We start from the raw sequence: 24,838 nt of genomic DNA, 5'->3' as shown, positions 1-24,838 counted from the left end.
AACAACACATGGCGACCCCCAGCTCAGACGCGAGCCCCCGGCACCGGTGGGCGTCCCTCCTCGCGGCTCCCCTCGTGGCGTCCGTGGTGGGTTCCGGTCTCGTCCTTCCGCCCGTCGCGGCTGCACAGGAGACGCCGTCCCGGCCGACCCCGGGGCAGACGAGCCCGGCGGAGAGCCCGGCGCGGTCGACCCCCGCGGAGAGTCCCGCCACTGCGCCCGAGGCGCCGACCCTGCGCGTGCCGTCGACGCCGCCGTCCGGTGTCCGGCTCGACAAGGTCGAGTGGAAGTCCGCCAACCGGGTGGCACTCTGGGTCCGGTCACCGGCCATGGAGCAGGCGATCCAGGTGCAGCTCATGCTCCCGGCCCAGTGGAACGCCGACCCCGAGCGCACCTACCCGTCCCTGCTCCTGCTCGACGGGCTGCGGGCCCGCGACGACGCGAGCGGCTGGACGCTCGAGACCAAGATCTCGCAGTTCTTCGACGCCAAGAACGCGGTCATCGTGCTGCCCATCGGTGGCGAGTCGAGCTTCTACACGGACTGGGTCTCCGACGCCAAGGGCTCGGCGTACCAGTGGGAGACGTTCCTCATGCAGGAACTGCCGCCGTTGCTGGCGCGCGACTGGCGGGTGGGCGACCAGCACGGTGTCGCCGGGCTGTCCATGGGCGGCACGGCCGCGATGATGCTGGCCCAGCGTTACCCGGATCACTTCGCGTTCGCCGCCAGCTACTCGGGCTTCCTCGACACCACCAGCTTCGGGATGCCCGAGGCGGTCAAGGTGGCCATGCAGGACGCCGGCGGCTACCCGGCCGAGAGCATGTGGGGCCCGCTCGGCTCCCGGCGCTGGCAGGAACAGGACCCGAAGCTCCACACCGAGAAGATGCGCGGGCAGAGCGTCTACGTCTCCGCCGGCAGCGGCAACACCGGGCCCTGGGACCAGCCGTCCGGCCTGCCGGACATCCCGACCAACTTCCCCGGCTACGGCCTCGAGCTGCTCTCCCGGATGACCACGCAGACCTTCGTCAACCGGGCCCGCGCCGCCGGGGTCGAGGTCACCGCCAATTTCCGCCCGTCCGGCACGCACACCTGGCCGTACTGGCAGTTCGAGATGACCCAGGCATGGCCGCAGTTCGCCGCCGCGGTGGGCATCGAGAACGTCGAGAAGCCGTGCGCGGCGAGTGGCGACATCGCACGCCTCGCCGAGCGGCAGCCCGGCCTGGGGCCGTGTCTGACCGGCGAGTACGACGTCCGCGGCGGCAAGGCCACCGACTTCCGCTTCGGCCGCGCCTTCTGGTCGCAGGGGACCGGGGCCCACTCGGTCCTCGGCGCGATCGGCGCGGCCTACCAGGCCGAGGGCGGCCCCGACGGGGTGCTCGGGCTGCCGACCTCGGGCGAGACCACCACCCCGGACGGCCGCGGCCGGTTCTCCACCTTCCAGAACGGCGTCATCTACTGGTCGCCCACCACCGGGTCGCACGCCGTCCGCGGTGGCATCCGGGCGATGTGGCAGGAGCGCGGCGCCGAGCGCGGCGAGCTCGGCTACCCGACCACAGACGAGATCACCAACCCCAACAAGCCGGGTGTCGTCCAGGGCTTCCAGGGCGGGACCGTCTACTGGTCCGAGGAGACGGGCCCGAAGGTCGTCGAGGGCAAGATCCTCGAGACCTATCGCGAGGCCGGCGCCGAGAACTCCGAGCTGGGTTACCCGACCACCGACGAGATCGCCCTGAGCACCCGGGACGGCGCGTTCAGCCGGTTCCAGGGCGGGTACATCTACTGGTCCCCGCGCACCGGGGCCCACGTGGTCCCCCGTGGGCCGGTGTTCGACGCCTGGGGCACGGTCGACTACGAACGCGGGCGGCTCGGCTACCCGACCGGCCCGCTGCGCACCACGAGGGACGGTCAGGAGATGGAGTTCGAGGGCGGCCGCATCACCGTGAGCGGTGGCCGGGCGGAGATCTCGTCGTGAGAACCCGGTTGGCGACGCTGACCGCCGCGCTGCTCGTCGGCGGTGGGATGCTCACCGCCTGCGGCGGTGGGGACTCGACGGTCTCCGGCGTGCCCGACTCCGAGACGCTGGCCCCGCCCCCGGGCGGCAGCGGATCACCCGGGGTGTCGCGCGTTCCCGCGACGGAGGATTCCGGCCGCTACACGGAGGCGCCCGCACCCGTCGATCCGGACGCCTCCGGGTACACCGCCCCGGCCGTCGGCGCGCGGGAGCGCGGGTATCTCGCGGCGTTGGAGCGCGAGGGCATCGACACCGCGGACCTCTCCGATTCGCTCGTCGCCGCCGGCAACACCATCTGCCGCATCCGGACGACCGGGGGCGCCGCCGACGAGACGACGACGATCGCCGACGCGGTCGCCGGTCAGATCTCGGCGGGCGGGTACTCGGATCGCGAGGTCGACGAGCTCTCCCGCGTCGTGGTGGACGCCTCGGCGGGCCAGCTCTGTCCGTAGTCCGACGAATGCACACAGCGCCGCGGCGCCGGGCCCGTCAGGATCCGGCACGCGTCGCCCCCGGGTGAGACGGGACACCCTCCGGCTGCTCGCGGAACCCGCAGCGCCACCGGGGCGTTGACCGGTCGTCGGCCACCCGCCCCAGTCGAGCGGGGAGGCCGGGAAGGAGTTCGTATCGTGGCTCGCGGAATGCGTCGTGGGAGAGGCCGTCGTCTCGGGTGCTCGTTGGGGGCACTCGTGCTGGTGGTCCTGCTGGTGCTGGGCATCGGATGGTGGATCGGGAATCGTGGGCTGCCCACGGGGCCCGACGGGCCCCTGCCCGGCCCGGGGGAGCCGGAGCTGACCCAGCCCGCGGACTGTCCGGACGTGGAGATGGTCGCCGTGCCGGGGACCTGGGAGAGCAGCCCCACCGACGACCCGTACAACCCGGGTTTCCTGCCCAACGCCCTGCTGAGGACGATCACCGACCCGCTGAGCGAGCAGTACCCGGACGACCGGCTCGAGGTGTTCACCGTCCCCTACGTGGCCCAGTTCAGGAACCCGCAGGCGCCCAACGAGATCCCCTACGACCAGAGCCGGGCGGAGGGCACCGAGAGGGCCCGCGCCGAGCTCGCCGCCACGCACGAGCGGTGCCCGTACACGTCGTTCGTGCTCCTGGGCTTCTCCCAGGGTGCGGTGATCGCGGGTGACCTCACCAGCGAGATCGGTACCGGCAACGGGCCGGTGCCCGCCGACCTGGTCCGGGGATCGGTCCTCATCGCCGACGGCCGCCGCGTGCCGGGCCAGGGTCAGTCGCCGGGGTTGTCGCCCGGAAACGGGCAGGGGATGGAGATTTCCCTACAGCCGGCCACCGGGCTCACCCAGCTCATCGCCGGCGCCACCATGACCGGGCCCCGCCCGGGTGGCTTCGGCGAACTCGGCGACAGGACCGCCCAGATCTGCGACTCCCGTGACCTGATCTGCAACGCCCCGCTCAACGTGGTGGACGGCGCCGCCCGGTTCCAGGAGTTCGTCGCCAACAACGCGATCCACGCCATGTACGCGACCAACCCGGACGTGATCGAGGGGACGACGGTCCCGGAGTGGACGATCGGGCACGTGCGCGAGCTCGTCGACGCCGCCCCGGAGATCGCCCACGGGTGACCCGTCCACGTCCTCCGGAGGGCTCGGCCTGCGACACGCCTGACGAGCCGGATGATTCGGAGTTCGGATGCGCTCTGGGGCACGCTGTAGGATCGACCAAGCTTGTCGTCAGTGCACCCGGCATTTCCGTGGTCGACGACGTCGACCAACGTAAGACGGATCGGAACGGAGCAACGTGGAGTTCGAGCAGTACCACGACGCCGGTGGGGCGATCGTCATCCCTGATCGCACCACCCTTGTCGACTTCGTCGAAGCCAATGTCTCCGCCGCCCGCGAGGATCCTGCCGAGGACGGGCTGATCTACCGCTACATCGACTACTCGTCCTCCCGCGACGGCGAGGTGCACGAACTCTCGTGGTCGCAGTTCGGTGATCGGCTCTACGCCATCGCCGCCCGACTCCAGCAGGTCGCGAAGCCGGGGGACCGGGTCGCGATCCTCGCGCCGCAGGGACTCGACTACATCGTGTCGTTCTTCGCGGCCATCCACGCCGGGCTCATCGCGGTGCCCCTGTTCGACCCGGACGAGCCCGGTCACCACGACCGCCTCCACGCGGTCCTGGCGGACTGCGCGCCCGCGGTCATCCTCACCTCCACCGAATCCGCGGCCGGGGTCCGGACGTTGTTCCGCTCCCTGCCGGCGCGCGAGCGTCCGCGCACCGTCGCCGTCGACGCCATCCCCGCGGAGCTCGGCTCGGGGTGGACCAGACCGGATCTCGGCGCCGACGACATCGCCTACCTGCAGTACACCTCCGGCTCGACCCGCGTGCCGGCCGGTGTGGAGATCACCCACCGCAACGTGGTCACCAACGTCATGCAGCTGTTCGACGGGCTCGGGCTGACCCGCGCGTCCCGCGGGGTCACCTGGCTGCCGCTGTTCCACGACATGGGCCTGCTGACGGTGATCCTGCCCGCGATGGGCGGGGCCACCATCACGGTGATGAGCCCCCGCGCGTTCGTGCAGCGCCCGGGTCGCTGGGTCTCGCAGCTGGGTGCGATGTCGGACGGCGACGGGGTGTTCGCCGCCGCCCCCAACTTCGCGTTCGAGCACGCCGCCCGCCGGGGGCTGCCGAGGGACGGCGAGACCCTCGACCTGTCCGGCGTGACCAGCATCATCAACGGCTCGGAGCCGGTCACCCCGGCCTCCATGCGTGCCTTCAACGAGGCCTTCGCGCCCTACGGGCTCGCACCGACCGTCATCAAGCCGTCCTACGGGATGGCCGAGGCGACCCTGTTCGTCTCCTCGCCGCGCCGCGACGACGAGGCGATCGTCATCCACGTGGACCGGTCGGACCTCAACAAGGGCGTCATGACCGTCCTCGACCCGGCGCAGGTGGAAGGCAATGAGGACGCGATCCCGCAGGTCGCCTGCGGGTACGTCGCACCGAGCCAGTGGGCCACCATCGTCGAGGCGAACATCGACGAGGCCACGGGTGAGCACGACGGCACCGGACGGGAGCTGCCCGAGGGGCGCGTCGGCGAGATCTGGCTGTACGGGACCAACGTCGGTCGCGCCTACTGGGGGCGCCCCGAGGAGTCGGACGCCACCTTCGGCAACCGGCTCGTCGAGTGCCTCGAGGAGGGGTCCCGCACGGTCCGGGAGTTCGGGACCGTGCCCTCCGACGCGCGATGGCTGCGCACCGGCGACTACGGCGCCTACGTGGACGGTCAGCTGTACATCACCGGCCGCGTCAAGGACCTGGTGATCGTCGCCGGCCGCAACCACTACCCGCAGGACCTCGAGAACACGGCGCAGGGCGCCTCCGATGCGCTGCGCCCCGGATTCGTCGCCGCGTTCTCGGTGCCGGCCAACCAGCTGCCGATGGAGGCGCGTAACGGCGCGGAGATCGCCGCCGATGACTCCTCGGAGACGCTCGTCGTGGTCGGCGAGCGCGCACCCGGTGCCGGCAAGGCCGACCCGGGCCCCATCGCGGACGCGGTCCGCACGGCGATCTCGGCACGTCACGGCGTCACCGCCCAGGACGTGCTGCTGGTCCCCGCCGGATCCATCCCCCGCACGTCCAGCGGCAAGATCGCGCGGCGCGCGTGCAAGGCGGCCTACGTGGACGGCACCCTGCGCGGGGGCCATCAGCAGACCGCCTTCCCGGACCTGCCGGCGCAGTAGCGTCCGCCCGGCCGGGCCGGTTCAAGCACCACGGGTGCCCCGCCGCGACGGGACACACCGGACGACACCCGAGGAAAGGCGAGCCAGGACGATGGCACAGAGCGAGATGACGGTAGTAGAGCTCCGCGAATGGATGCGGGGCTGGGTCTGCCGGGCCACCGGGCTCGACATCTCCAAGGTCACCGACGACCGCTCGCTGGAGGAGTACGGGCTGTCGTCCCGCGACGCGGTGTCCCTGTCCGCGGACCTCGAGGACCTCGTCGGTCGGCCGCTCGACGCGACCGTCGCCTACCAGCACCCGACCATCGCCTCGCTGGCCGAGTACGTCGTCAACGGGCCGGTCGAATCCGAGGCGCCCACCGATTTCCACACGTTCCGTGACCGCGGCGCGGGCATGGAGTTCGACGTGGCCGTGATCGGGTTCGCCACCCGCTTCCCCGGCGGCGCCGACACCCCGGAGGCGACCTGGGAACTGCTCGCCTCCGGCCGGGACGCCACGACCCCCCGCCCGGCGACCCGCTGGTCCGAGTGGTCCGGCGACGCCTACGTCCAGCAGGTGCTGTCCGAGGCACCCGATCGTGGCGGCTGGCTCGACGACGCCGAGGTCCGGGACTTCGACGCCGAGTTCTTCGGCATGAGCCCCCGCGAGGCCGAGATGGTCGACCCGCAGCAGCGGCTCGCACTCGAGCTCACCTGGGAGGCCCTGGAGAACGCCCACCTGCCGGCCAGTGACCTCAAGGGCCACGAGGTCGGCGTCTTCATGGGATCGTCCTCCAGCGACTACCAGGTGTTCCTCACCTCGGACTCCGCTGCGGCCTCCCCGTACGCGGTCACCGGCGCCTCCAACTCGATCATCTCGAACCGGGTCTCGTACACGTTCGACTTCCGCGGCCCGTCCATGACGCTGGACACCGCCTGCTCGACGTCCCTGGTGGCGATCCACGAGGCCGTCAACTCGCTGCGACTGCACGAATCGGACCTGGTCGTCGCCGGCGGTGTCAACATGATGCTCGCGCCCGCCGCGACCATGGGCTTCGCCAAGACCGGTGCCGCGCTCAGCCCCGACGGGCGGATCAAGGCGTTCTCGTCCGATGCCAACGGCATCTGCCGGTCGGAGGGCGGGGGAGTGTTCATCCTGAAGCGCCTGTCGGAGGCCGAACGGGACGGCAACGACATCCTCGCCGTCATCAAGGGGTCCGCCGTGAACTCGGACGGTCGCTCCAACGGTATGACCGCACCCAACCCCGACGCTCAGGTCGCGGTCCTGCGCCAGGCCTACGCCGACGCGGGCGTCGACCCGCGCGAGGTCGACTACATCGAGGCGCACGGCACCGGCACCATCCTCGGGGACCCCATCGAGGCCACCGCCCTGGGCCAGGTGCTCGGCCGCGGCCGCGAGGCCGACCGCCCCACGCTGCTCGGCTCGGCCAAGACCAACTTCGGCCACATGGAGTCGGCCGCGGGCGCCGCCGGCCTCGCCAAGATCATCCTCGGGATGACCAACGACGCCCTGCCGCCGACGATCAACTTCGCGGGCCCCAACCCGTACATCGACTTCGACGCCGCGCGACTGAGCGTGGTCACGGAGACCACCGGGTGGCCGCGCTACAGCGGGCGCGCCCTGGCCGGCATCTCCGGGTTCGGGTTCGGTGGCACCAACGCGCACGTGGTGGTGGCCGAGTACCAGCCGGCGCCGGTGCGCGCGTCGGAGGAGACCACGGTCGACGAGGACTCCGTCTCCGACGTCCGGGCCGGCGAGGTCGCCACCCCTGACGCCCCTGCCGCCGAAGCCCAGGCCCCCGAGGCCCCGGCCGCCGCGACCCCGGCCGCCGCGGACGACATCGCACGCTGCGTGGCCGAGGCCGTGGAGCGCAACGCCGACGAGCTGGCCACCACCGGCACCTCCGTGCCCGGCGCCCCCGCGACCGTGCTCGTCGTCTCCGGTTCCCTGCCGTCGCGCCGCAAGTCCACGGCCGGTCAGATCGCGGACTGGCTCGAGGCGCAGGACGACTCGGTCGACCTGGGCGCCGTCGCCCGCACCCTCGCCACCCGCAACCATGGTCGGTCGCGCGGCGCCGTCGTGGGCCACACCCGTGACGAGCTCGTGGCGGGCCTGCGTGCGCTGGCCGCCGGCGACCCCGGGCCGGGCGTGTTCAGCGCCGACGCCCCCGCCGGCACCGGCGACGTGTGGGTGTTCTCCGGCTTCGGGTCCCAGCACCGCAAGATGGCCAAGGAGCTGTACCTGTCCAACCCGCTGTTCGCCTCGTGCCTGGACGCGGTGGACGAGCTCATCGACTTCGAGGCCGGCTACCGGATCGCGGAGTTGATCCTCGATGACTCCCAGACGTACGAGCTGGAGAACTCCCAGGTCGGGATCTTCGCCATCCAGGTGGCGCTGGTCGACACCCTGCGCGCGCTCGGGGCCAAGCCCGAGGCCGTGATCGGGCATTCGATGGGCGAGGTGGCCGCCGCGTACGCGACCGGAGGCCTCGGCCTCGAGGACGCCGTCCGCGTGATCTGCGTGCGCTCGCGTCTCATGGGCGACGCCGAGGGGCAGGTCTCGGAGGAGGAGGCCGGCGCGATGGCGCTGGTCGAGTACTCGGCCGAGGAGATCGCGCAGATCATCGCCGACAACCCGCAGTTCGCCTCCATCGAGCCCGCCGTCTACGCCGCGCCCACCCACACCACGGTCGGCGGCCGTGCCAAGCCCGTCGCCGACTTCGTCGCGTGGGTCGAGGAGCAGGGCAAGTTCGCCCGTCAGCTGCAGGTCCGCGGCGCCGGGCACACCTCGGACGTCGACATGCTCCTGGGCGAGCTGGCCGCGGAGATCGCGGGTCTCGAGCCGCGCGAGCTCACCTCCGGCCTGTTCTCCTCGGTCGATCGCGAGACCTTCTACCGCGCCGGTCACGAGCCGGTACACGCGGAGGAGTACTGGGTCAAGGGCATGCGGCACTCCGTGTGGTTCACCCACGCCGTGCGCAAGGCCGTCGAGGCCGGGTACGTCACGTTCCTCGAGCTCGCGCCCAACCCGGTGGCGGCGATGTCGGTGGCCGCGACCTGCTTCGACGCGGGGCTCATGGAGCCGAACCTCCTCCACACGCTCAAGCGCAAGGAGTCCGAGGCCGACACGCTCCTGCACGCCGTCGCGCAGCTGTACGTGCACGGCCACACCATCGACGTGCCCAGCGTCGTGGAGATGATCCACGGCTACGTCACGGGCCCCGGCCGGTACGCGCCGGTGCCGGGGACTGCGTGGAAGCGCCGCACCCTGTGGCCCAAGGTCACCGCCGGGGGCGGGTCGGGCGAGGGCCGGATGCCGGGCTCGCACGTCGCGCTGCCCGACGGCCGCCACGCGTGGCAGGTCCGTGCCGAGGTGGTGCCCAGCGTCGATGCGCTGATGACCGCCGCCGCGGCGTCGGTGCTCGAGGGTGCGACCCTCACCGCCGTGAACCGGCCCGGCGTGCTGCCGGCCGCCGGTTCCGTGACCACCACCATGACCCCGCACCCGGGTGGCGCGTCGGTGCAGGTCCACGCCCGGGCCGGCGACGCCCCCGCGGCGTTCGTGTTGGTCGCCGAGTGCGCCGTGACCGGCGGCGCCCCCATCGCCCCGGACTCCGCGCCCGAGCAGCACTACGTGTCGAGTGAGTCCGACGCGCCGGTGGTCGACGACGAGGACGACGACGACGAGGTCGACAACCGCTGGAACCCCGAGTCCGGCGAAGCGATCGGTGACCGCCTGGCCCGGATCATCGGCTCCTCGATGGGATACAGCCCCGACGACCTGCCGAGGGAGCTGCCGCTGCTCGATCTCGGCCTGGATTCGCTCATGGCGGTACGGATCAAGAACCGTGTCGAGCACGAGTTCTCCATCCCGCCGCTCGAGTTGCAGGCGATGCGCGACGCGTCGCTGGACGATGTCGCGGACATGGTGCGGTTCGCCGTCGAGAACCCGGATCAGGTCGGCGACCTGGCGGCCCAGCAGGCCCGCGGTGAGGGCGCGGTCGACGTGGCCGCGCTGCGCGGCGACGCGCCGGCGTCCGAGGAGGGCTCCGGCGGCGATGACGCCTCGGTCTCCATCGCGCCGCGCGATGACACCGAGCGCATGGCGTTCGGCGCCTGGGCCGTGGTCACCGGCGCCGCGGCACCCGGTGTGACGGGCCCGCTGCCCCCGGTCGACGAGCCGACCCGGGTCGCTCTCGCCGAGCGGCTCTCGGCCCGCTCGGGCGGCGAGATCACCGCCGCGCAGGTCGCGGGTGCCACGACGATCGCCGAGGTCGCGGATCTGCTCCGTCCGTTCACCGAGGTCGCGGTGGAGGGCAACATCCGCGTGCTGGCCGAGGGGTCGGCCGAGGGCACCCCGCTGTTCCTGTTCCACGCCGCCGGCGGGTCGTCGTTCGTGTACGAGCCGCTGGTCGACCGACTCGGCGCGGACACCCCGGTGTACGGCGTCGAGCGCGTCGAGGGGCCGCTTGAGGAGCGGGCCGCGAGCTACCTGGACCGCATCCGCGAGATCGCGGCCGGCCGTCCGCTCGCCGTGGGGGGCTGGTCCTTCGGCGGCGCGCTGGCCGTGGAGGTGGCCCGGCAACTGCGGGCCGCTGGCGACGAGGTCGCGCTGGTGGTCCTGCTGGACACCGTGCAGCCGTCGGAGCCGATCCCCGACACCCTCGACGAGGCCGAGGCCCGGTGGCGTCGGTACTCGGAGTTCGCCAAGCGCACCTACGGGTTGGACGTGGAGGTCCCGCGGGACTTCCTGGCCGAGCACGGTGAGGACGGCGTGTTGGGCATGCTGCTCGGGGCGCTGGGTGCCGAGGCCAACGCCATGGGCGGCGGTGTCATCGAACACCAGCGGGCCAGCTTCGTCGACAACCGGATCCTGCAGAGCGCGGACCTGTCCACCTGGGCCGGTGTCGGCGCCGAGGTGCCGTTCGTGCTGTACCGCGCGGAGCGGATGCACGACGGGGCGATCGAGCTCGAGCCCCGCTACGCACACATCGACCCGGACGGCGGCTGGGCCCGCATCGTCGGCGACCTGGAGGTCGTCCAGCTCGACGGGGACCACCTCGCGATGGTCGACGAACCGGTGGTCGGTACCGTCGGTAAGCATCTGGCGCGTCGGCTCACCGAGCTCGACGCGGGTGTACGGAAGGGGACAGACGCGTGACGGTGAAGACCACCGCGGAGAAGCTCGCGGAACTGCGGGTCAAGACCGAGCAGGCCAAGGACCCGGGCAGCGAGCGGGCGAAGGCCCGCCGCGACGCCGCGGGGCACACCCCGCCGCGGGAGCGGATCGCACTACTGCTCGACGCGGGCAGTTTCGTGGAGATGGGCCAGCTGGCCAAGGCTCCCGGTAGCCCGGACAACCCGTTCGGTGACGGCGTGGTCACCGGCCGCGGCACCATCGACGGTCGCCCGGTGGCCGTGTACGCGCACGACAACACGGTGTTCGGCGGGTCGGTAGGGGAGGGCTTCGGCAAGAAGGTCTGCGCGATCATGGACTTCGCGATCAAGATCGGGTGCCCCATCATCGGCATCAACGACTCCGGTGGTGCCCGTGTCCAGGACGCCGTGACCTCGCTGGCCTACTACTCCGAGATCTCCAAGCGCCAGTACCCGGCGTCGGGCTACGTCCCCCAGATCTCGATCATGCTGGGCAAGTGCGCCGGCGGCGCCGTCTACGCTCCCGTCACCACCGACTTCGTCGTGGCTGTCCAGGACCAGGCGTACATGTTCGTCACCGGCCCGGACGTCATCAAGCAGGTCACGGGCGAGGAGATCTCCATGGAGGATCTCGGTTCGGCCCTGCAGCAGGCCAAGAACGGCAACGTCAACCACGTGGCCGTGAGCGAGAACGACGCGTTCATGTACGTGCGCAACCTGCTGAGCTTTCTGCCGTCCTCGGCGGCGGAGAAGGCTCCCCGGATCAACCCGGGGCTCGAGCCGGTGCGCACCGAGTCGGATCTGCACCTCGACACGATCATCCCGGACTCGGACAACGCCGCGTACGACATGCACGATGTGCTGCTGCGGATGTTCGACGACGGCGAGTTCGTGGAGACCTCCGGCCAGTTCGCGTCCAACATCATCACGGGATTCGCCCGTGTCGACGGTGAGTCCGTCGGCGTCATCGCCAACCAGCCGCTTCACCTGTCCGGTTCGCTGGACATCGACGCCTCGGAGAAGGCGACGCGGCACATGATGCTGTGTGACGCCTACTCGATCCCGCTGGTCTACGTGGTGGACACCCCCGGCTATCTCCCGGGCGTCCAGCAGGAGAAACTCGGCATCATCCACCGCGGCGCCAAGATGGGATACGCCGTGGCCGCGACCTCGGTGCCCAAGGTGACCTTCGTGGTGCGCAAGGCCTACGGCGGCGCGTACGCCGTGATGGGGTCCAAGAACCTGGGTGGCGACCTCAACTTCGCCTGGCCCACCGCGCGCATCGCGGTGATGGGTGCCGAGGGCGCGGTCGACCTGCTGCAGCGTCGGCAGATCGAGGAGGCGGGCCCCGAGGAGGGTCCCAAGCTCCGCAAGCAGCTCATCGACATGTACAACGAGTTCATCGCGACCCCGTACACCGCCGCCGAGCGCGGGTACATCGACGCCGTGATCGAGCCGTCGCAGACCCGCCTGGTGCTGCGCGGTGCGCTGAACCAGCTGCGGGACAAGATCAGCAACGAGCCGCCGCGTAAGCACCCCATCGCGCCCATGTGACCGCCGCGGGCGGGGTCGACTGGGCGGCTACTCGGACTGGTTCGGACAGGCGTCGACGGCCACCTGGAGGGTGATGTCCCCCGCCCGCTCGAAGGTGAAGGTGACCGGGATCGACTTCCCCGGCTCGGCGCTGTCGTCGAGACCGAACATGAAGGACCTGAACGGCCGGTCGGGTGCGTCGGCGTCCTCGACGTTCTCCACCGGTTGACCGGCGGCGATCGACGACTCGGGGGCGATTTCGAGGGCGCCCGCGGGGGCGTCGATCTCGACCCGCTCCGCGGCGGGGCTGGTGATTTCCGAGAGAGTCTCCGCCTCGGTGGAGCTGTCGTTGACCGCGGTGAAGCTCAGCTGGGCGGGTGCGTCCACCTGCAGCGAACAGTCGATCGCGTAGGCGGGTGCGATGAAGACGTTCTCGACCGAGGTCTGACCGTCCGTCTCTCCTCCGCCGCGGTTGGTCGAATCCGGTTCCGGGTCGTCGGACGAGCATGCGGTCGACACCCCGAGGGCGAGGACCATCGCGGCCGAAGCGGCGTACCGGGTCATTGAGATGCTCGTAGCCGACACGGTACCCACGGTGGGCGTGTCGGCACACCACATTCCCCCGGTACCGCGGTGCGGCCTACTCCGGGTCGGTCACCAGGATCGGCCCCTCGGGCTGCCACCAGCCCCAACGGGTCTCGGTCCCGGTGGTCACCTCCGCGGGCGCCGGCGGGTCCTCCTGATAGGTGCCCAGCGGCGTGTACGCCTCGATCGAACCCCAGTCACGGTTCCAGTCGTGGCGCAGGTACGACGGGATCGTCCGGGCACGCTGGGCGGTCTCGATCCACCCGAGCGGCCCACCGGCCTCGTAGGACATCCACGTACTGGTGGCGCTCACGGCGAGCGGACGGTCGGGCAGGATCCGGAACTCCGGCAACTCCGCCACACCCGCGTAGTGCTCGAACGGCCGCTGGCACGGGAACTGCAGGCTCACCGCCCAGTCGAGCAGGACGGGCGACTCCGACCCGACCATCTCCTGGACCGTCACGAGCTCGGGTGCGCGCGGCGGGGTGATGGCGGTCCACTGTTCGGGGGTGAGGTCGTTGTCGTCGACCCGGACCCGCATGACATCGGCGTCGGCGGGGGCGTCCTGCATGTCCACCCGCAGGTTGCGCCACGTCGGCGCGGGACCGATGTCGAACGGCACCACCGGCTCGCCCACCGTGTCGACCCCGGCGTCGCCGGACCGGCCGAACTCGACCACGACCTCCTGGCCGTACTCGTAGAGCCCGTCGGCGTCGTAGCGGCCGATCCGGCCGGCCGCCGAGATCACCAGGAGCGGGTGGGACTCGCGGTTCTCGGGCAGGCGGTACCAGCCGGTCTCCAGGCTCGCCTCCCGCTGCGGGCCCACGAAGAACGACCCGAGCACCGGGGTCGTGGCGGGGTCGAGCCCGAACGGCAGGGCCACCGTGGACTCGTTCACGCCCTCCGCCCCGCGGCCGCCGGCCGTGCCGGCGCTCTCCCCGGTGCTGACCGACGGGCCGCCGCCGGGCTCGGAGGTGGTGTTGGCGGCGCCGGGGTCGGCCACCACCGCGTCGGCCGACAGGTCCGGGGCGACACCGTCCGGGGTGAACGCGGTGTTCTCCCCGGCCTCGATGGCGGCGGCCCGGTCCCGCGGGTCGATCGACCCGTCGGGCAGGGGGGTGGCGTCGAGCGGGTCCAGCATGCCGGCGTTCGCGTCGGGCTCGACCAGGACGCGGTCGGCGAGCATGCAGGGGTTGCCTGCGAGCGCGGACACGTTCCCGGCGGCGATGGTGTAGGCCGGGTACTGCTTGTGGATCCCCTTGGCGAACGAGGCGAACGAGAAGACCACCAGCAGTCCCGCGACCACCGCGATGGGGGCGGCGGCGAAGGTCCGCACCCGGCGACGACCCGCCGAGGTGCGGGGCGCGTGCTCACCGATGTAGTCACGACGGAGGTGCTGCCAGCCGGCGAAGGCGAACGTGAGCACGGCCAGGGCGAGCAGCACACTGGCGGCGTCGATGCCGCGGACGCTGGGTGCCTTGTCCCACCACGGGATGCCGTAACTGGAGACGTACCACCAACCGTTGGGGCCCGCGAAGGCGAGCGCGACCACCACGAGGATGACGCCCAGGAACAACGTGCGGTTGCGGGCTGTCCGGACGGCGGACGCGGAGATCGCGAGGGCACCCAACGCGGCGATCGCCCCGCCGATGCCGGCGTACACACCGAAGTGGTGGGTCCACTTGGTGGGCGAGAACATCATGAAGAAGGCGGTGCCCACGACCACGCCGACCAGGCGCCAGACCGGTCCCGAGGCTGCGCCGGGCACCTTGCCGCGGCGCAGCATGGTGCCGATCACCAGCGCCAGGCACAGCAGCACGAGCAGGACCGGCAGGCGGCGGGCGAGGGACCCGTCCACCGTGGGGATCATCAGGTAGTAGTAGCGGACGAATTCCTCGAACCAGTTGAGGTTGGGGCCGATCTCGCCGCGGACGCGGATGGCCTCGAGGACGGCGGCGAGGTTCTGGACGCCGAAGACGACGATGAGCACCATGGTGCCGGAGGCCAGCACCGGGGCGATCAGGGCGAGGTACGAGCCGATCCGGCGGCCGCGCACGACCACGGTGCGGACGACCGCCCGCAGCCCCATGATGAGGGCGGCGACGGCCATGAGGCCGGTGGGGCCGGTGGCCAGTGAGAACGAGGCGATGATCACCGCGATCGCGAACGGGAGCATCCGGCGCGTGGCTATCGCCCGTTCGACGGAGACCCAGGTGAGCAGGGCCCCCAGCGCGATGACGGGCTCGGGCCGCAGGCCGTTGTTGAACGCCATCCAGAACGCGAGGAACACGGCGGCGGCGCTCCAGAGCACCACCGGGGTGGTGCGGGCGGCCCGGCCGAGGCGTGGCAGGACCTCGCGGCTGATGACCAGCCAGCAGAGGATGGCCGCGACGAGCGCGGGCAGGCGCATCCACGGGCTGGCGGTGGAGACCTGTGCGAACAGCGTGAGCAGGTCGTAGTAGGGGGAGCCGAAGGGCGACTCGGGGACCCCGTACCAGCGGTAGTAGTTGGCCATGTACCCGGCCGGGTCGGCGGCGCGGGCCATCGTGAGGATGTAGCCGTCGTCGGAGGTGTTGCCGCCGATGAAGTGCCAGATGCCGAGTGTGCCGATCACGACGACGTCGGGCGGCCGGATCTTGAACCAGCCGCGCGGCAGGAAGCGGCGGGCGCGCCGGCCGTCGGTCTGGTCGAGTGCGTGCAGGGCCCACAGGGCGACCGCGGTGGCCAGCAGGCCGATCACGATGGCGGCCCACTTGAGGGCGGTGGGGTCGGTGGTGAACCGGGAGTCGACCTCCACGGTGGCGCCGAGACCGTCGGGCACGGCTGTGTCCGAGGGCAGGTCGGTGTAGACGCCCACCACCATCGGGCGCAGGTCCTCGGCGTCCACCCTGCGGGTGGCCGCGGGATCGTCCATCCCCTCGAACGCCGCCTCCACGTAAGTGGGGGCCGCGACGACGCTGAGCCGTGTGCAGTCGCCGGCCTCCACGCGGTCTCGCGGTGCGGAGACGATCACCCGGTTGCGTGAGATCACGTCGACCGTCTCGGCGGAGGCGCGCACGAACAGTGCGCGGTCGCCGGCCTCCTCGCCGCCGGCGGGCGCGGTGGCCAGCAGGATGCCCCCGTCCTCCGGGAGATCCGCGACCAGGGTGCACGGTGCGGAGGCGGTGAACCGCTGCGGCGAGTGCGCCATGAGCGGGGCGGTGACCGAGTCGACGGACCCGTTCTGCGGCCACTGCACGGTCGAGGTCGTCTGCTCGACCGGCAGGAACGGCAGGGAGAGGAAGCACAGGGTCCCCAGGAGCCCGCTGACTATCGAGATGAGACGGAGTCGCTTGACGCGGGAGTCGGCGGCGACCGAGCCGGCCACCGGGCCGGTGGCCGGGGCGGTTTCCGGGGACGGGGCCGGCGAGGAGTCTGACACGACGACCGATTCTAGGCGACGATCACTTCATCGGACCCGGCGTGGTCCAGCCCCACCGCAACTCGCTGCCGCGGACCAGTTCGGCCGGACTCGCCTGCGGGTCCAGAGGTTCGAACCGCTGGAGCGAACCCCAGTCCCTCGACCAGTCGTGGTCGAGGTAGGTGGGGACCGTGATCGCCTCGACCGTCTGGGTGGTCCACAGCAGGGGTCCGCCGCCGCCGGCGCTCTGCCACCAGTTCGCGGCGGAGGAGGATTCCCGGTCGGCGAGGATGCGGTATCGGGGGATCTCCGCCACGCCACCGTTGTGCACGAACGGTCGCTGGCACGGGAACGCCAGTGCCACCACCCAGTCGACGAGCACTGGGTCGGTGTGGCCGACGACCTCGTCGAGGGTGCGCAGGCGCGGGTTCCGTGGTGGGGTCACAGCGAGCCACTGGTCGGGATCGAGGTTGCCGTCGGTGGCGACCACGCGGACGACCTCGGCCTCGGCGGGGATCGACTCGAGCGGGATGCGCAGGTTGCGCCAGGCGGGGGCCGGCCCGATGTCGATGGGGGACATGGACCCCATGACCTCGAAATCGGTGGGTCCGGCGGGGCCGACCCGGCCGGGGCGTCCGTACTCGATCCGCAGGTCGCCGCTCCCGATCCGGCCGGCGGCGGCCATGACGAGCAGTGGCCGGTTGGGGCTGCGGGCGGGCAGTTGGTACCAGGCGCTGGTGAGTTCGGCGGCGACCTGCGGCCCGCGCCGGTACGAACCGAGGACGGGAGTGGTGTCCGGGTCGAGGCCGAAGGGCAGGGCCACGGTGGAACCGTTGACGGTCACGGCACCGCGGCCACCGGTGGTGCCGGCGTCCACGCCGTCGCCGGGGTCGCGCTCGCCGGTCTCGGACGTCGCCAGGGAACCGGAGGCCTCGGTGCTGTCGACGGTGATGGAGTCCGGCAGACCGTTGGGGGCGAAGCCGTTGACCACGCCGGCCCCGAGGGAGATCTCAGGCCCGGCCCCGATGGCGCCGAGCAGGCCGTCGTTGGAGTCCTCCTCGACCAGCACCGAGTCGGCCAGTGCGCAGGGTTCGCCGGCCAGGGCGCGCATGTTGCCGCGCCCGACCGTGTAGGCCGGGGTCTGGGCGAACACGGCGATGACCGCGGAGGACAGTTCGAAGATCACCACGGAGAACGCGACGACCGTCAGCGGGGCGCCGCCGATCCCGGCGCGCCGGCGCGGGCGGGCCGTGTCCCCGGAGCCGCCGTCCCGCCGTCGCGACGCGGGGGTGTCGGCGTGCGTGCGCAGGAAGGGCACCGCCTGTCTGATGCGGACGCGGAGGGCGGCGCCGGGGTCGTCGGGCAGGATCCCGGAGTGGATGAGCCCGGCGATGAGCAGACACACGAATCCGCCGACGAACGCGACGTACTGGATCTGCACCCCGCCGATCGCGGGGAAGGAGTCCGAGAAGGGGATGCCGTAGTCGGAGACGTACCACCAGGTGTTGTCGGTGGCGGTGGAGAGTCCGACGACGAGGCACAGCGCCGCCCACACCAGCCAGCGGTTCCGGCTCAGCGACACCGTCGAGGAGCGCAGCGCGATCACGGCCAGCACCGCCAGCGCCCCCGCCAGTCCGGCGAACACCCCGAAGTGGTGGGTCCACTTGGTGGGCGTGAACACCAGGAACAGCAACGATCCCGCGATCACGCCGATGAGCCGGCGGGACGGTCCCGCGGCGGCGCCGGGGATCCGCCCACGCCGCAGCATCACGGCCGAGACGAGCACGAGGCACATGAGCATGAGCAGGACGGGGAAGCGCCGGGCGACCCCGCCGTCGGCGGAGACGCCGAACAGTGCCTCCCAGCGTTCCTTCTCCCCGTACCAGGGCAGACTCGGACCGAGCTCGGTGCGGATGCGGGTGGCCTCGAGGACGGCGGCCAGCGTCTGGTCGGCGAACACGGTGTAGAGCAGTGCGAGGCCCACCGCCAGCACGGGTCCGAGGATCGCCGCCCATCCGACGACCTGCGCGCGGCGGCGCACCATGCGGACGAACTCGCGTGCACCGGCGGCCAGCGCCGCCACGCACATCAGCCCGGTCGGGCCGGCACCGAGGGAGAACGCGGCCACACCGATCGCCGCGACGCCCGGCACGAGGCGGCGGGTGGCGATGGACCGCTCCACCAGCGACCAGGTGAGCAGGGCGCCCAGCGCGATCACGGGCTCGGGCCGCAGCCCGTTGTTGAACGCCATCCAGAAGGCGAGGAACAGGGCGGCCCCCGTCCAGCGCGGGCCGCGCCAGGTGCGGGCGAGCCGGCCCAACCGGGGCACGACCTCCCGACTGATGATGAGCCACGCGAGGATGCCGCACACCAGGGTGGGCAGGCGCATCCACGGACTGGCCGTGGACACCTCGGCGAACACCCGCAGGATCTCGTAGTACCACCCCACCGGGGACTCGGGGGAGCCGAGCCAGCGGTAGTAGTTGGCCATGTATCCGCTGGGCCCGGCGGAGCGGGCCATGGTCAGCAGGTAGCCGTCGTCGGAGGTGTTGGCACCCACGAGGTGCCAGAAGCCCAGGACGCCGATCACCACGCCGTCGACCCCGGACAGTCGCGACCAGGACCGTGGTACGAACCGCCGGCCCGAGCGGCCGTCGATGCCGTCGAGGCGGTGCAGGAACACCACGGACGCGAGGGTGGCCAGGACGCCGATGACCATCAGCACCAGCTTGAGCAGCGTGGGGCTGGACGAGTAGCGGGAGTCGACGGTCACCTCCACCGTCGACTCACCGAGCCCATCGGGCGCGGTCGTGGCCGTGAGGTCGGTGAACACGCCGGTGACCTGCGGCCGCATGCTTCCTGGCACGGCGGCGCGCACGGCGTCGTCGGCGTCGTCGGGATCCCGTTCGAGGCCGGTGAACTCTGCGGTGAGGATCCCGGTCTCGGCGCGCACGTGCAGCGTCTCGCACGCGGGGTCCCGCAGGGTCGACAACGGCACGGACAGCAGCGTGATGTTGCGGACCGCGACCTCGATGACGGGATCGCCCGCGGCGTCGCGGACGCGTTGGACGACCAGCCCGTCGGAGATCCGCCCGGGGGCGTCCTGCGGGAGGGTGGAGAACACGATCGTGTTCTCCGGTACCTGTGCCAGCGGCGCGCAGGGGGCGGTGATCGTCAGGTCGAGCGGCCGCCCGGAGACGAGGGGCGCGGTGACCGGGGCGTAGTCGGGCCCGGCCGTCCACTGCACACGGGTGGTGTCCTGGTTGACCGGCAGTATCCCGGCGAGGACGGCGAGGAACGCACCGAGGAACCCGGTGATGATCGCCCACCGGCGGTGGCGGTCCATTCCGGGGTAGGGGTGCAGTCCGAGGGGACGCTCACGGTCGGTGACGCGCACCTCGTCGTCGTCGCCCCCCGGCACGGTCCCTGCTCCCGGGCCGTCACCGGACCCGCGGCCGTCACCCGCTCCCCGCATCGTCACCGCCTGATCACCGCACCACGATCACGGCGAACGGTCCCACGTCGTGGACCTCGAAGTGGGGACCCTCCACGGCCTCGGCGGGGATGGTGACGCCGAACCGTCGCACGTTGGGGTCGTTGGGGTAGGTGTCCTCGGCCAGGCGCAGTGCATATCCGTCGCCCGACGGGCGGGCGACGATCGCGTCGGGGCCGCGCCACGGGGTCTGGTCCATCATGGCGCGCAGCTCGGCGCCGCTGGTGGCGTCCTCCCACCGGAGCATGGCCTCGTTGCGGTCGGCGTACCGCCCCAGGGGGTTGGCGTAGTGGGAGGTGACGGCCTGGTAGGCCAGGTACGGGTGGTAGGCGAGGAAGGCATCGGCGGTGCTGACGACGACGAGGTCGGTGCGGTCGCGGCCGGGGAACGCCTCCCGGATGGTCTCGTCGACCTCGGCGTAGTGGGACTCGGGCCCGGGCGGGTAGCGGTCCGCCCGCTCGCCGTGACCGTCGGTGTCGGTGTAGGCCAGCCGGATCTCCTCGTGCAGGTGATCGGGGATGCCCTGCGCGTGGGCGAGTGCGGCCAGGGCGGCCACGACCCCCACCACCGCGGTGGCCCGGCGACGTCGGTCTTCCGCCTCCGCAGTGGGCCGGTCGGTGCCGTTCTGGCGCCCGGCGAGGCGCACGACGAGGCCGGCGACATCGGCGATCGCGAAGACGCCCGCCACCGCGAGCAGCCCGATGAGCACCGGTTCGAGACGGAAACCGAGCATGGTGGTGCCCAGGACGGTGATCGCCATCGAGGCCAGGGACCACAGGTAGACGGCCACGACGCCCAGGCCCAGCGCCTGCGCGCGGCGCGAGGTCCACGCGCGGGCGACGATCCAGACCAGACCGGCCAGGCACACCCAGCCCGTGAGGCCGCCGGCGGTCATGGGCAGCGGCAGGCGGGCGCCGGCGTCGGGCAGGTAGTGCATCGCCGTCCCGGAGTCGGCCGGGGTGCCGCGAAGCGCGGCGAGCAGATAGGGGGCCCACACGATGAGCGCGATCGCGATGGAGCCGAACCCGATCGCCGCGAGCCGGGCCGCGGGCAGGCAGAGCGGGAAGGGCCCGCGGCCGGCACGGCGATGCGCGACCGCGGCGCCGACGGTCGCGACCAGCGCCATGAGCACGACGGTGCCCGCCGCCAGACCCGTGTAGAGCGTGTACATGCTGGCCGAGACGCCCAGGAACAGGGTGGTGGCCACGGCCGCACCGCGACCGGCGTGCCGCGCCGTGGGGTTGACGGCGTGCCACGCGAGGATGAGCACCGGCGGGAGGAACAGCGCCGCGATCGCGCCGTAGGGCTCGGGGCTGCCGTAGGCGAGCATGATCGAGGTCGAGGCCAGTCCCACCGCCGCCCCGAGGTCGGTGCGCAACAGGCGGGTCCACAGCACGGTGACCAGCGCGGCAGCGATCGCGAGCGAGAGGATGGACCACGGCTTGTACGCCGCCCAGCCCTCGAGGCCGACGAGGTCGGCGAACCGCCCGCCCAGCCAGAACCAACCGGACGGGTAGAACGAGGGCAGGTCGGCGTATGCCATGTCGGGCAGGCCGAGCGAGGTCGCCGAGCGACCGAGGAACTGGGTGCGGAACTCCTGGTCCACGCTCACGCCGTGCAGGTACAACCGCGACGCGGCGAGCGGGATCCCCAGCGTGGCGGCGACCAGCAACGCCGAGCCGGTGGGGGCCGCGAGCTTACCCAGACGGACCAGCGCAGGCCGACCCCCCGGCCGCTCGCCTGCGCGTGCGGACAGGATCCCCAGCACCACCAGCGCGAGGGCGGCGACCTGACCGACGACCGTCAGCGCCCGCAGGACGTTGGAGTTGCCGTAGGCGGGGAAGGAGACGAGGGAGAACCCGGCGAGGACGACCGCGGTGACGACGGCGGCCAGCAGCGTCGCCGCGCCGGCGAGGCCGAGTCCCCGGAGCGCCGACCGCCCCATCAGCGCGACAGGCATCCTCAGAACGGGAGCTTGCGGAAGATGGGGCGCGGCACGTGGGTGAGCACGGCCATCACCCCACCGAAGGCGGCCGGGGCGAAGACCGCGCCCTTCCCCGCGCCGGACTTCTTCACCGCGATGCGGGCGACCTCGTCCTTGTTGATGGTCAGCGGCGCCTCCTTGACGTGTGCCGACATGCGGGTGCGGACCTGGCCGGGCCGGATGACCAGGACATCCACCCCGTGCTCCGCCAGCGCGTACCCGAGTCCGGTGTAGAAGGAGTCCAGTCCCGCCTTGGTGGAGCCGTAGACGAAGTTGGAGCGGCGAGCACGCAGACCCGCGGCCGAACTCATGGCGATGATCCGGCCGTACCCCTGCGACTTCATCCGCTCGGCGAGCAGCACGCCCACCGAGACCGCGCCGGTGTAGTTGATCTGGGCGATCTGGACGGCCTTGCGCTGGTCGGACCAGAGTTCTTCGTTCTCACCCAGCAGGCCGAACGCGACGATCGCCACGTCCACGTCCCCGCCGGCGAAGATCTGCTCGAACGCGGCCGGGTGGGACTCGGTCGCGGCGGCGTCGAAGTCGACCACCTCCACCGCGCTCGCACCGGCGGCGGTCATCTCCGCGCGCGCGTCGTCGACCCCCGGGTCGCCGGGCAGGCAGGCGAGGATCACGCGCATCGGGCCCTGCTGGAGGTACTCGGCGCAGATGGCCAGGCCGATCTCGGAGGTACCACCGAGGAGGAGCAGGGTCTGGGGGACGCCGACGGCATTGATCATGGGCAGGAGTCTACCGAGGGGGTCACACGTGGGCACCGTCCACGTGATCCGTATCGCGACCCCTCGTGTCGCGGCCCCTCGCGTCGCAGGGGTCAGCCGAGGGGCGGGTAGTAGGTGAACACCACACCGATGGTCTGTGGTTGGTCGACGTACGTACACCGGGAATAGATCCCGTACGCGCGGCCCGGTATCAACATCTTGAGCCAGGAGGTCGAGGCGCCCGGCGCGACGGTCACCGGCGCGCCGAGTTCGTTCCCCGCTCCGATCTGCGACTCGCCCACGTCCACGACCAGCCGGGCGAGTGGGGGGAGGCCGGCGGTCGCCGTGGCCGCGCCCTGCAGCATCTGCACCTGCCCGGCGTCGGCGTACTTGAACTGGCAACTCTGTGGCGACGCGGTGCGGTTGGTGTACGTGACCGGAATGGCTCTGCCGGACGGTGTCCACTCGAGCGTGGAGGGCCCACCGATGACGGCGGAGGGCAGGGCCTCGAGACTGTCGGTGATCGGGTCGGCGCCCGCGATGCCCGCGCCCACTCCGGTGAGGGTCAGGGCGGATGCGGCAGCGACGGCGAGTGCGGCGGTGGCGGTACGACGGATCATGATGCGCTCCCTGGGCTGATCCGGGTGACCTGCGTCCCCCGGGGGTCATCCCAGTGTGCTCCGCCGATGGTCACATGTATATACCTTTATCGGAGCCGGTGACGACCGTCAGATCAGCTCGAGGCGACGCCCCATGTCGGAGACGAACACGCCGTTCGGGTCGATCCCGCGGCGGGTGGCGATCCACGAGTCGATCCGGGGGTACATCGCGTGGAAGCGCTCGGCCGGGACGCGGGAGTCCTTGGCCGTGTACAGGCGGCCGCCCATGGACATGACCTTGGCGTCGAGTTCGTTGACGAACGTGTTGAGACGGCTGTTGATCGGGAAGTCCACGCAGACGTTCCATCCCTCCATGGGGAAGGACAGCGGTGCCTGGTTTCCCGGCCCGAAGAGCTTGAAGACGTTGAGGAACGAGTAGTGCCCCGAGCGCTGGATGTCGCCGATGATCTCCTTGAAACCCTCGACCTCGCCGGGCGGGACGATGAACTGGTACTGCAGGAATCCCTTGGACCCGTAGGCCCGGTTCCACTCGGAGAACAGGTCGAGCATGTGGTAGAACGCCGGCAGTGTCTTGATCTGGTTCCGGGACGTGACCCCGAGCCGGTAGTACACCTCGCCGATGGGGCCGAAGGTGTACTTGTTCGCGAGCCCGTTGGGGAAGACGTCCGGGAAGGTGATGAGCGGCTTGGCGTCCATCGCCAGGGGGTTCTTCGCCAGCTTGGGCGCGTATTCCTCGAGTTCGGCGAGGGTGGCCAGCGACCCGCGGGACACGGCGGCCCGGCCGAGCTTCGGCGGCGCGCTGATCGCGTCGAACCAGGCCGAGGAGTAGGTGTACTTCGACTCGGAACCGTCGGTGTGCAGGGCGATCGTCTCGTCGAGCGACCCGGTCTGATCGGTATCGGCCAGGAAGAAGGCGGTCTCGGTGCGGGTCATGGCGATCCACACCTTGAGGATCACGCCGGTCAGGCCGTTGCCGCCGACCGTGGCCCAGAACAGGGTGCCCTCCGGGTCGTCGGCGGTACCGCTCGGCTCCAGGGTCAGCACCCGGCCGTCGGCGACGAGCAGTTCCATGCGGGTGACGTGGTTGCCGAACGAGCCGGCCGAGTGGTGGTTCTTACCGTGGATGTCATGACCGATCGCGCCGCCGACCGTGACCTGCCGGGTGCCCGGGAGCACCGGAACCCACAGGCCGAACGGCAGGGCCGCGCGCATGAGCTGGTCGAGGTTCACGCCCGCGTCCACCACGGCCAGCGCCTTCTCGGCGTTGAGCTCGTGGATGCGGTTGAAGTGGCTCATGTCCAGCACGAGACCGCCGGAGTTCTGGGCGCTGTCGCCGTAGGAGCGACCGAGCCCGCGGGCCACCACGCCGCGGCGCAGGTGGGCGGGGCTCGACGCGTTGGCGTCGTTGACCGCCGCCACGGCTGCCGATATCTCCTCCACGGACCGTGGGGTGAGCACGTGGCTCATCGCGGGAGAGGTGCGCCCCCAGCCGGTGAGGCGCTTGAGTTCGGTGTCCAGGGAGACGGTGTTCGTGGAGGGCTGGCCGGGGAGGCTGTTCTGGGCGGTGCTCACAGGGTCGAGGGTACCGCTCAGCGGCTCCCGACCCACCCCGCGACGGCCCCGG

Annotated in this window: 13 protein-coding genes; 6 read left to right on the top strand and 7 right to left on the bottom strand. The window is 71.6% G+C overall.

Annotated features, from left to right (window positions below; genetic code table 11):
• The first annotated feature begins 8 nt into the window (after positions 1-8).
• The 6 genes from AC3DEV_RS04890 to AC3DEV_RS04865 all read left to right on the top strand — a co-directional run bounded on the left by AC3DEV_RS04890 (position 9) and on the right by AC3DEV_RS04865 (position 12,434).
• Complete coding sequence (locus AC3DEV_RS04890) at positions 9-1,967, top strand: alpha/beta hydrolase-fold protein (protein WP_069388638.1); 1,959 nt, start codon at positions 9-11, stop codon at positions 1,965-1,967.
• Positions 1,964-2,458, top strand: a complete 495-nt coding sequence (locus AC3DEV_RS04885; protein WP_069388637.1) for a DUF732 domain-containing protein — start codon at positions 1,964-1,966, stop codon at positions 2,456-2,458. Before AC3DEV_RS04890 ends, AC3DEV_RS04885 begins: the two co-directional genes overlap by 4 nt.
• Before the next feature lie 177 nt (positions 2,459-2,635).
• Entirely contained in the window at positions 2,636-3,601 is a 966-nt protein-coding gene (locus tag AC3DEV_RS04880; RefSeq protein ID WP_082923820.1) for a cutinase family protein, read from the top strand.
• Positions 3,602-3,776: 175 nt separating this feature from the next.
• Positions 3,777-5,723: a long-chain-fatty-acid--AMP ligase FadD32 gene (fadD32, locus tag AC3DEV_RS04875; protein WP_067714808.1), complete on the top strand. Its 1,947-nt coding sequence runs from the start codon at positions 3,777-3,779 to the stop codon at positions 5,721-5,723.
• Positions 5,724-5,814: 91 nt separating this feature from the next.
• Entirely contained in the window at positions 5,815-10,884 is a 5,070-nt protein-coding gene (gene pks13 / locus AC3DEV_RS04870) for a polyketide synthase Pks13 (RefSeq protein ID WP_488371450.1), read from the top strand.
• The gene (locus AC3DEV_RS04865) at positions 10,881-12,434 is read left to right on the top strand and encodes an acyl-CoA carboxylase subunit beta (protein ID WP_341254837.1); all 1,554 of its coding nucleotides are present in this window, start codon (positions 10,881-10,883) and stop codon (positions 12,432-12,434) included. The genes pks13 and AC3DEV_RS04865 overlap by 4 nt, the downstream gene beginning before the upstream one ends.
• A gap of 27 nt (positions 12,435-12,461) precedes the next feature.
• Here the strand turns inward: AC3DEV_RS04865 and AC3DEV_RS04860 are convergent, their stop codons facing one another.
• The 7 genes from AC3DEV_RS04860 to dprE1 form a co-directional block, all read right to left on the bottom strand.
• A complete protein-coding gene (locus tag AC3DEV_RS04860) occupies positions 12,462-12,977 on the bottom strand; it encodes a copper chaperone PCu(A)C domain-containing protein (protein WP_120284990.1) in 516 nt (171 codons plus the stop codon).
• A gap of 76 nt (positions 12,978-13,053) precedes the next feature.
• Positions 13,054-16,419: an arabinosyltransferase domain-containing protein gene (locus tag AC3DEV_RS04855; RefSeq protein WP_488371449.1), complete on the bottom strand. Its 3,366-nt coding sequence runs from the start codon at positions 16,417-16,419 to the stop codon at positions 13,054-13,056.
• Positions 16,420-16,441: 22 nt separating this feature from the next.
• Positions 16,442-19,873, bottom strand: a complete 3,432-nt coding sequence (locus tag AC3DEV_RS04850; RefSeq protein ID WP_488371497.1) for an arabinosyltransferase domain-containing protein — start codon at positions 19,871-19,873, stop codon at positions 16,442-16,444.
• 13 nt (positions 19,874-19,886) lie between these two features.
• Positions 19,887-21,851, bottom strand: a complete 1,965-nt coding sequence (locus tag AC3DEV_RS04845; protein WP_488371448.1) for a galactan 5-O-arabinofuranosyltransferase — start codon at positions 21,849-21,851, stop codon at positions 19,887-19,889.
• A 2-nt stretch (positions 21,852-21,853) separates the two neighbouring features.
• Positions 21,854-22,615, bottom strand: a complete 762-nt coding sequence (gene dprE2, locus AC3DEV_RS04840) for a decaprenylphospho-beta-D-erythro-pentofuranosid-2-ulose 2-reductase (RefSeq protein ID WP_259821031.1) — start codon at positions 22,613-22,615, stop codon at positions 21,854-21,856.
• A gap of 92 nt (positions 22,616-22,707) precedes the next feature.
• The gene (locus tag AC3DEV_RS04835) at positions 22,708-23,214 is read right to left on the bottom strand and encodes a hypothetical protein (protein WP_472981860.1); all 507 of its coding nucleotides are present in this window, start codon (positions 23,212-23,214) and stop codon (positions 22,708-22,710) included.
• Between the two features lie 108 nt (positions 23,215-23,322).
• Positions 23,323-24,786, bottom strand: coding sequence for a decaprenylphosphoryl-beta-D-ribose oxidase (dprE1, locus tag AC3DEV_RS04830; RefSeq protein ID WP_488371447.1), 1,464 nt, complete (start codon positions 24,784-24,786; stop codon positions 23,323-23,325).
• Between the last annotated feature and the right edge of the window lie 52 nt (positions 24,787-24,838).

Source organism: Dietzia sp. IBK-p2-15D (assembly GCF_057773105.1).
The sequence above is the reverse complement of the archived record's forward strand: the minus strand, read 5'-3'. Positions and strand labels throughout refer to the sequence as shown.

Coding starts and splice junctions, on each gene's coding strand:
- AC3DEV_RS04890 (WP_069388638.1), top strand. CDS start 9: ATGGCGACCCCCAGCTCAGACGCGAGCCCCCGGCACCGGTGGGCGTCC.
- pks13 (WP_488371450.1), top strand. CDS start 5,815: ATGGCACAGAGCGAGATGACGGTAGTAGAGCTCCGCGAATGGATGCGG.
- AC3DEV_RS04860 (WP_120284990.1), bottom strand. CDS start 12,977: ATGACCCGGTACGCCGCTTCGGCCGCGATGGTCCTCGCCCTCGGGGTG.
- AC3DEV_RS04850 (WP_488371497.1), bottom strand. CDS start 19,873: ATGCGGGGAGCGGGTGACGGCCGCGGGTCCGGTGACGGCCCGGGAGCA.
- AC3DEV_RS04845 (WP_488371448.1), bottom strand. CDS start 21,851: ATGCCTGTCGCGCTGATGGGGCGGTCGGCGCTCCGGGGACTCGGCCTC.
- dprE2 (WP_259821031.1), bottom strand. CDS start 22,615: ATGATCAATGCCGTCGGCGTCCCCCAGACCCTGCTCCTCCTCGGTGGT.
- AC3DEV_RS04835 (WP_472981860.1), bottom strand. CDS start 23,214: ATGATCCGTCGTACCGCCACCGCCGCACTCGCCGTCGCTGCCGCATCC.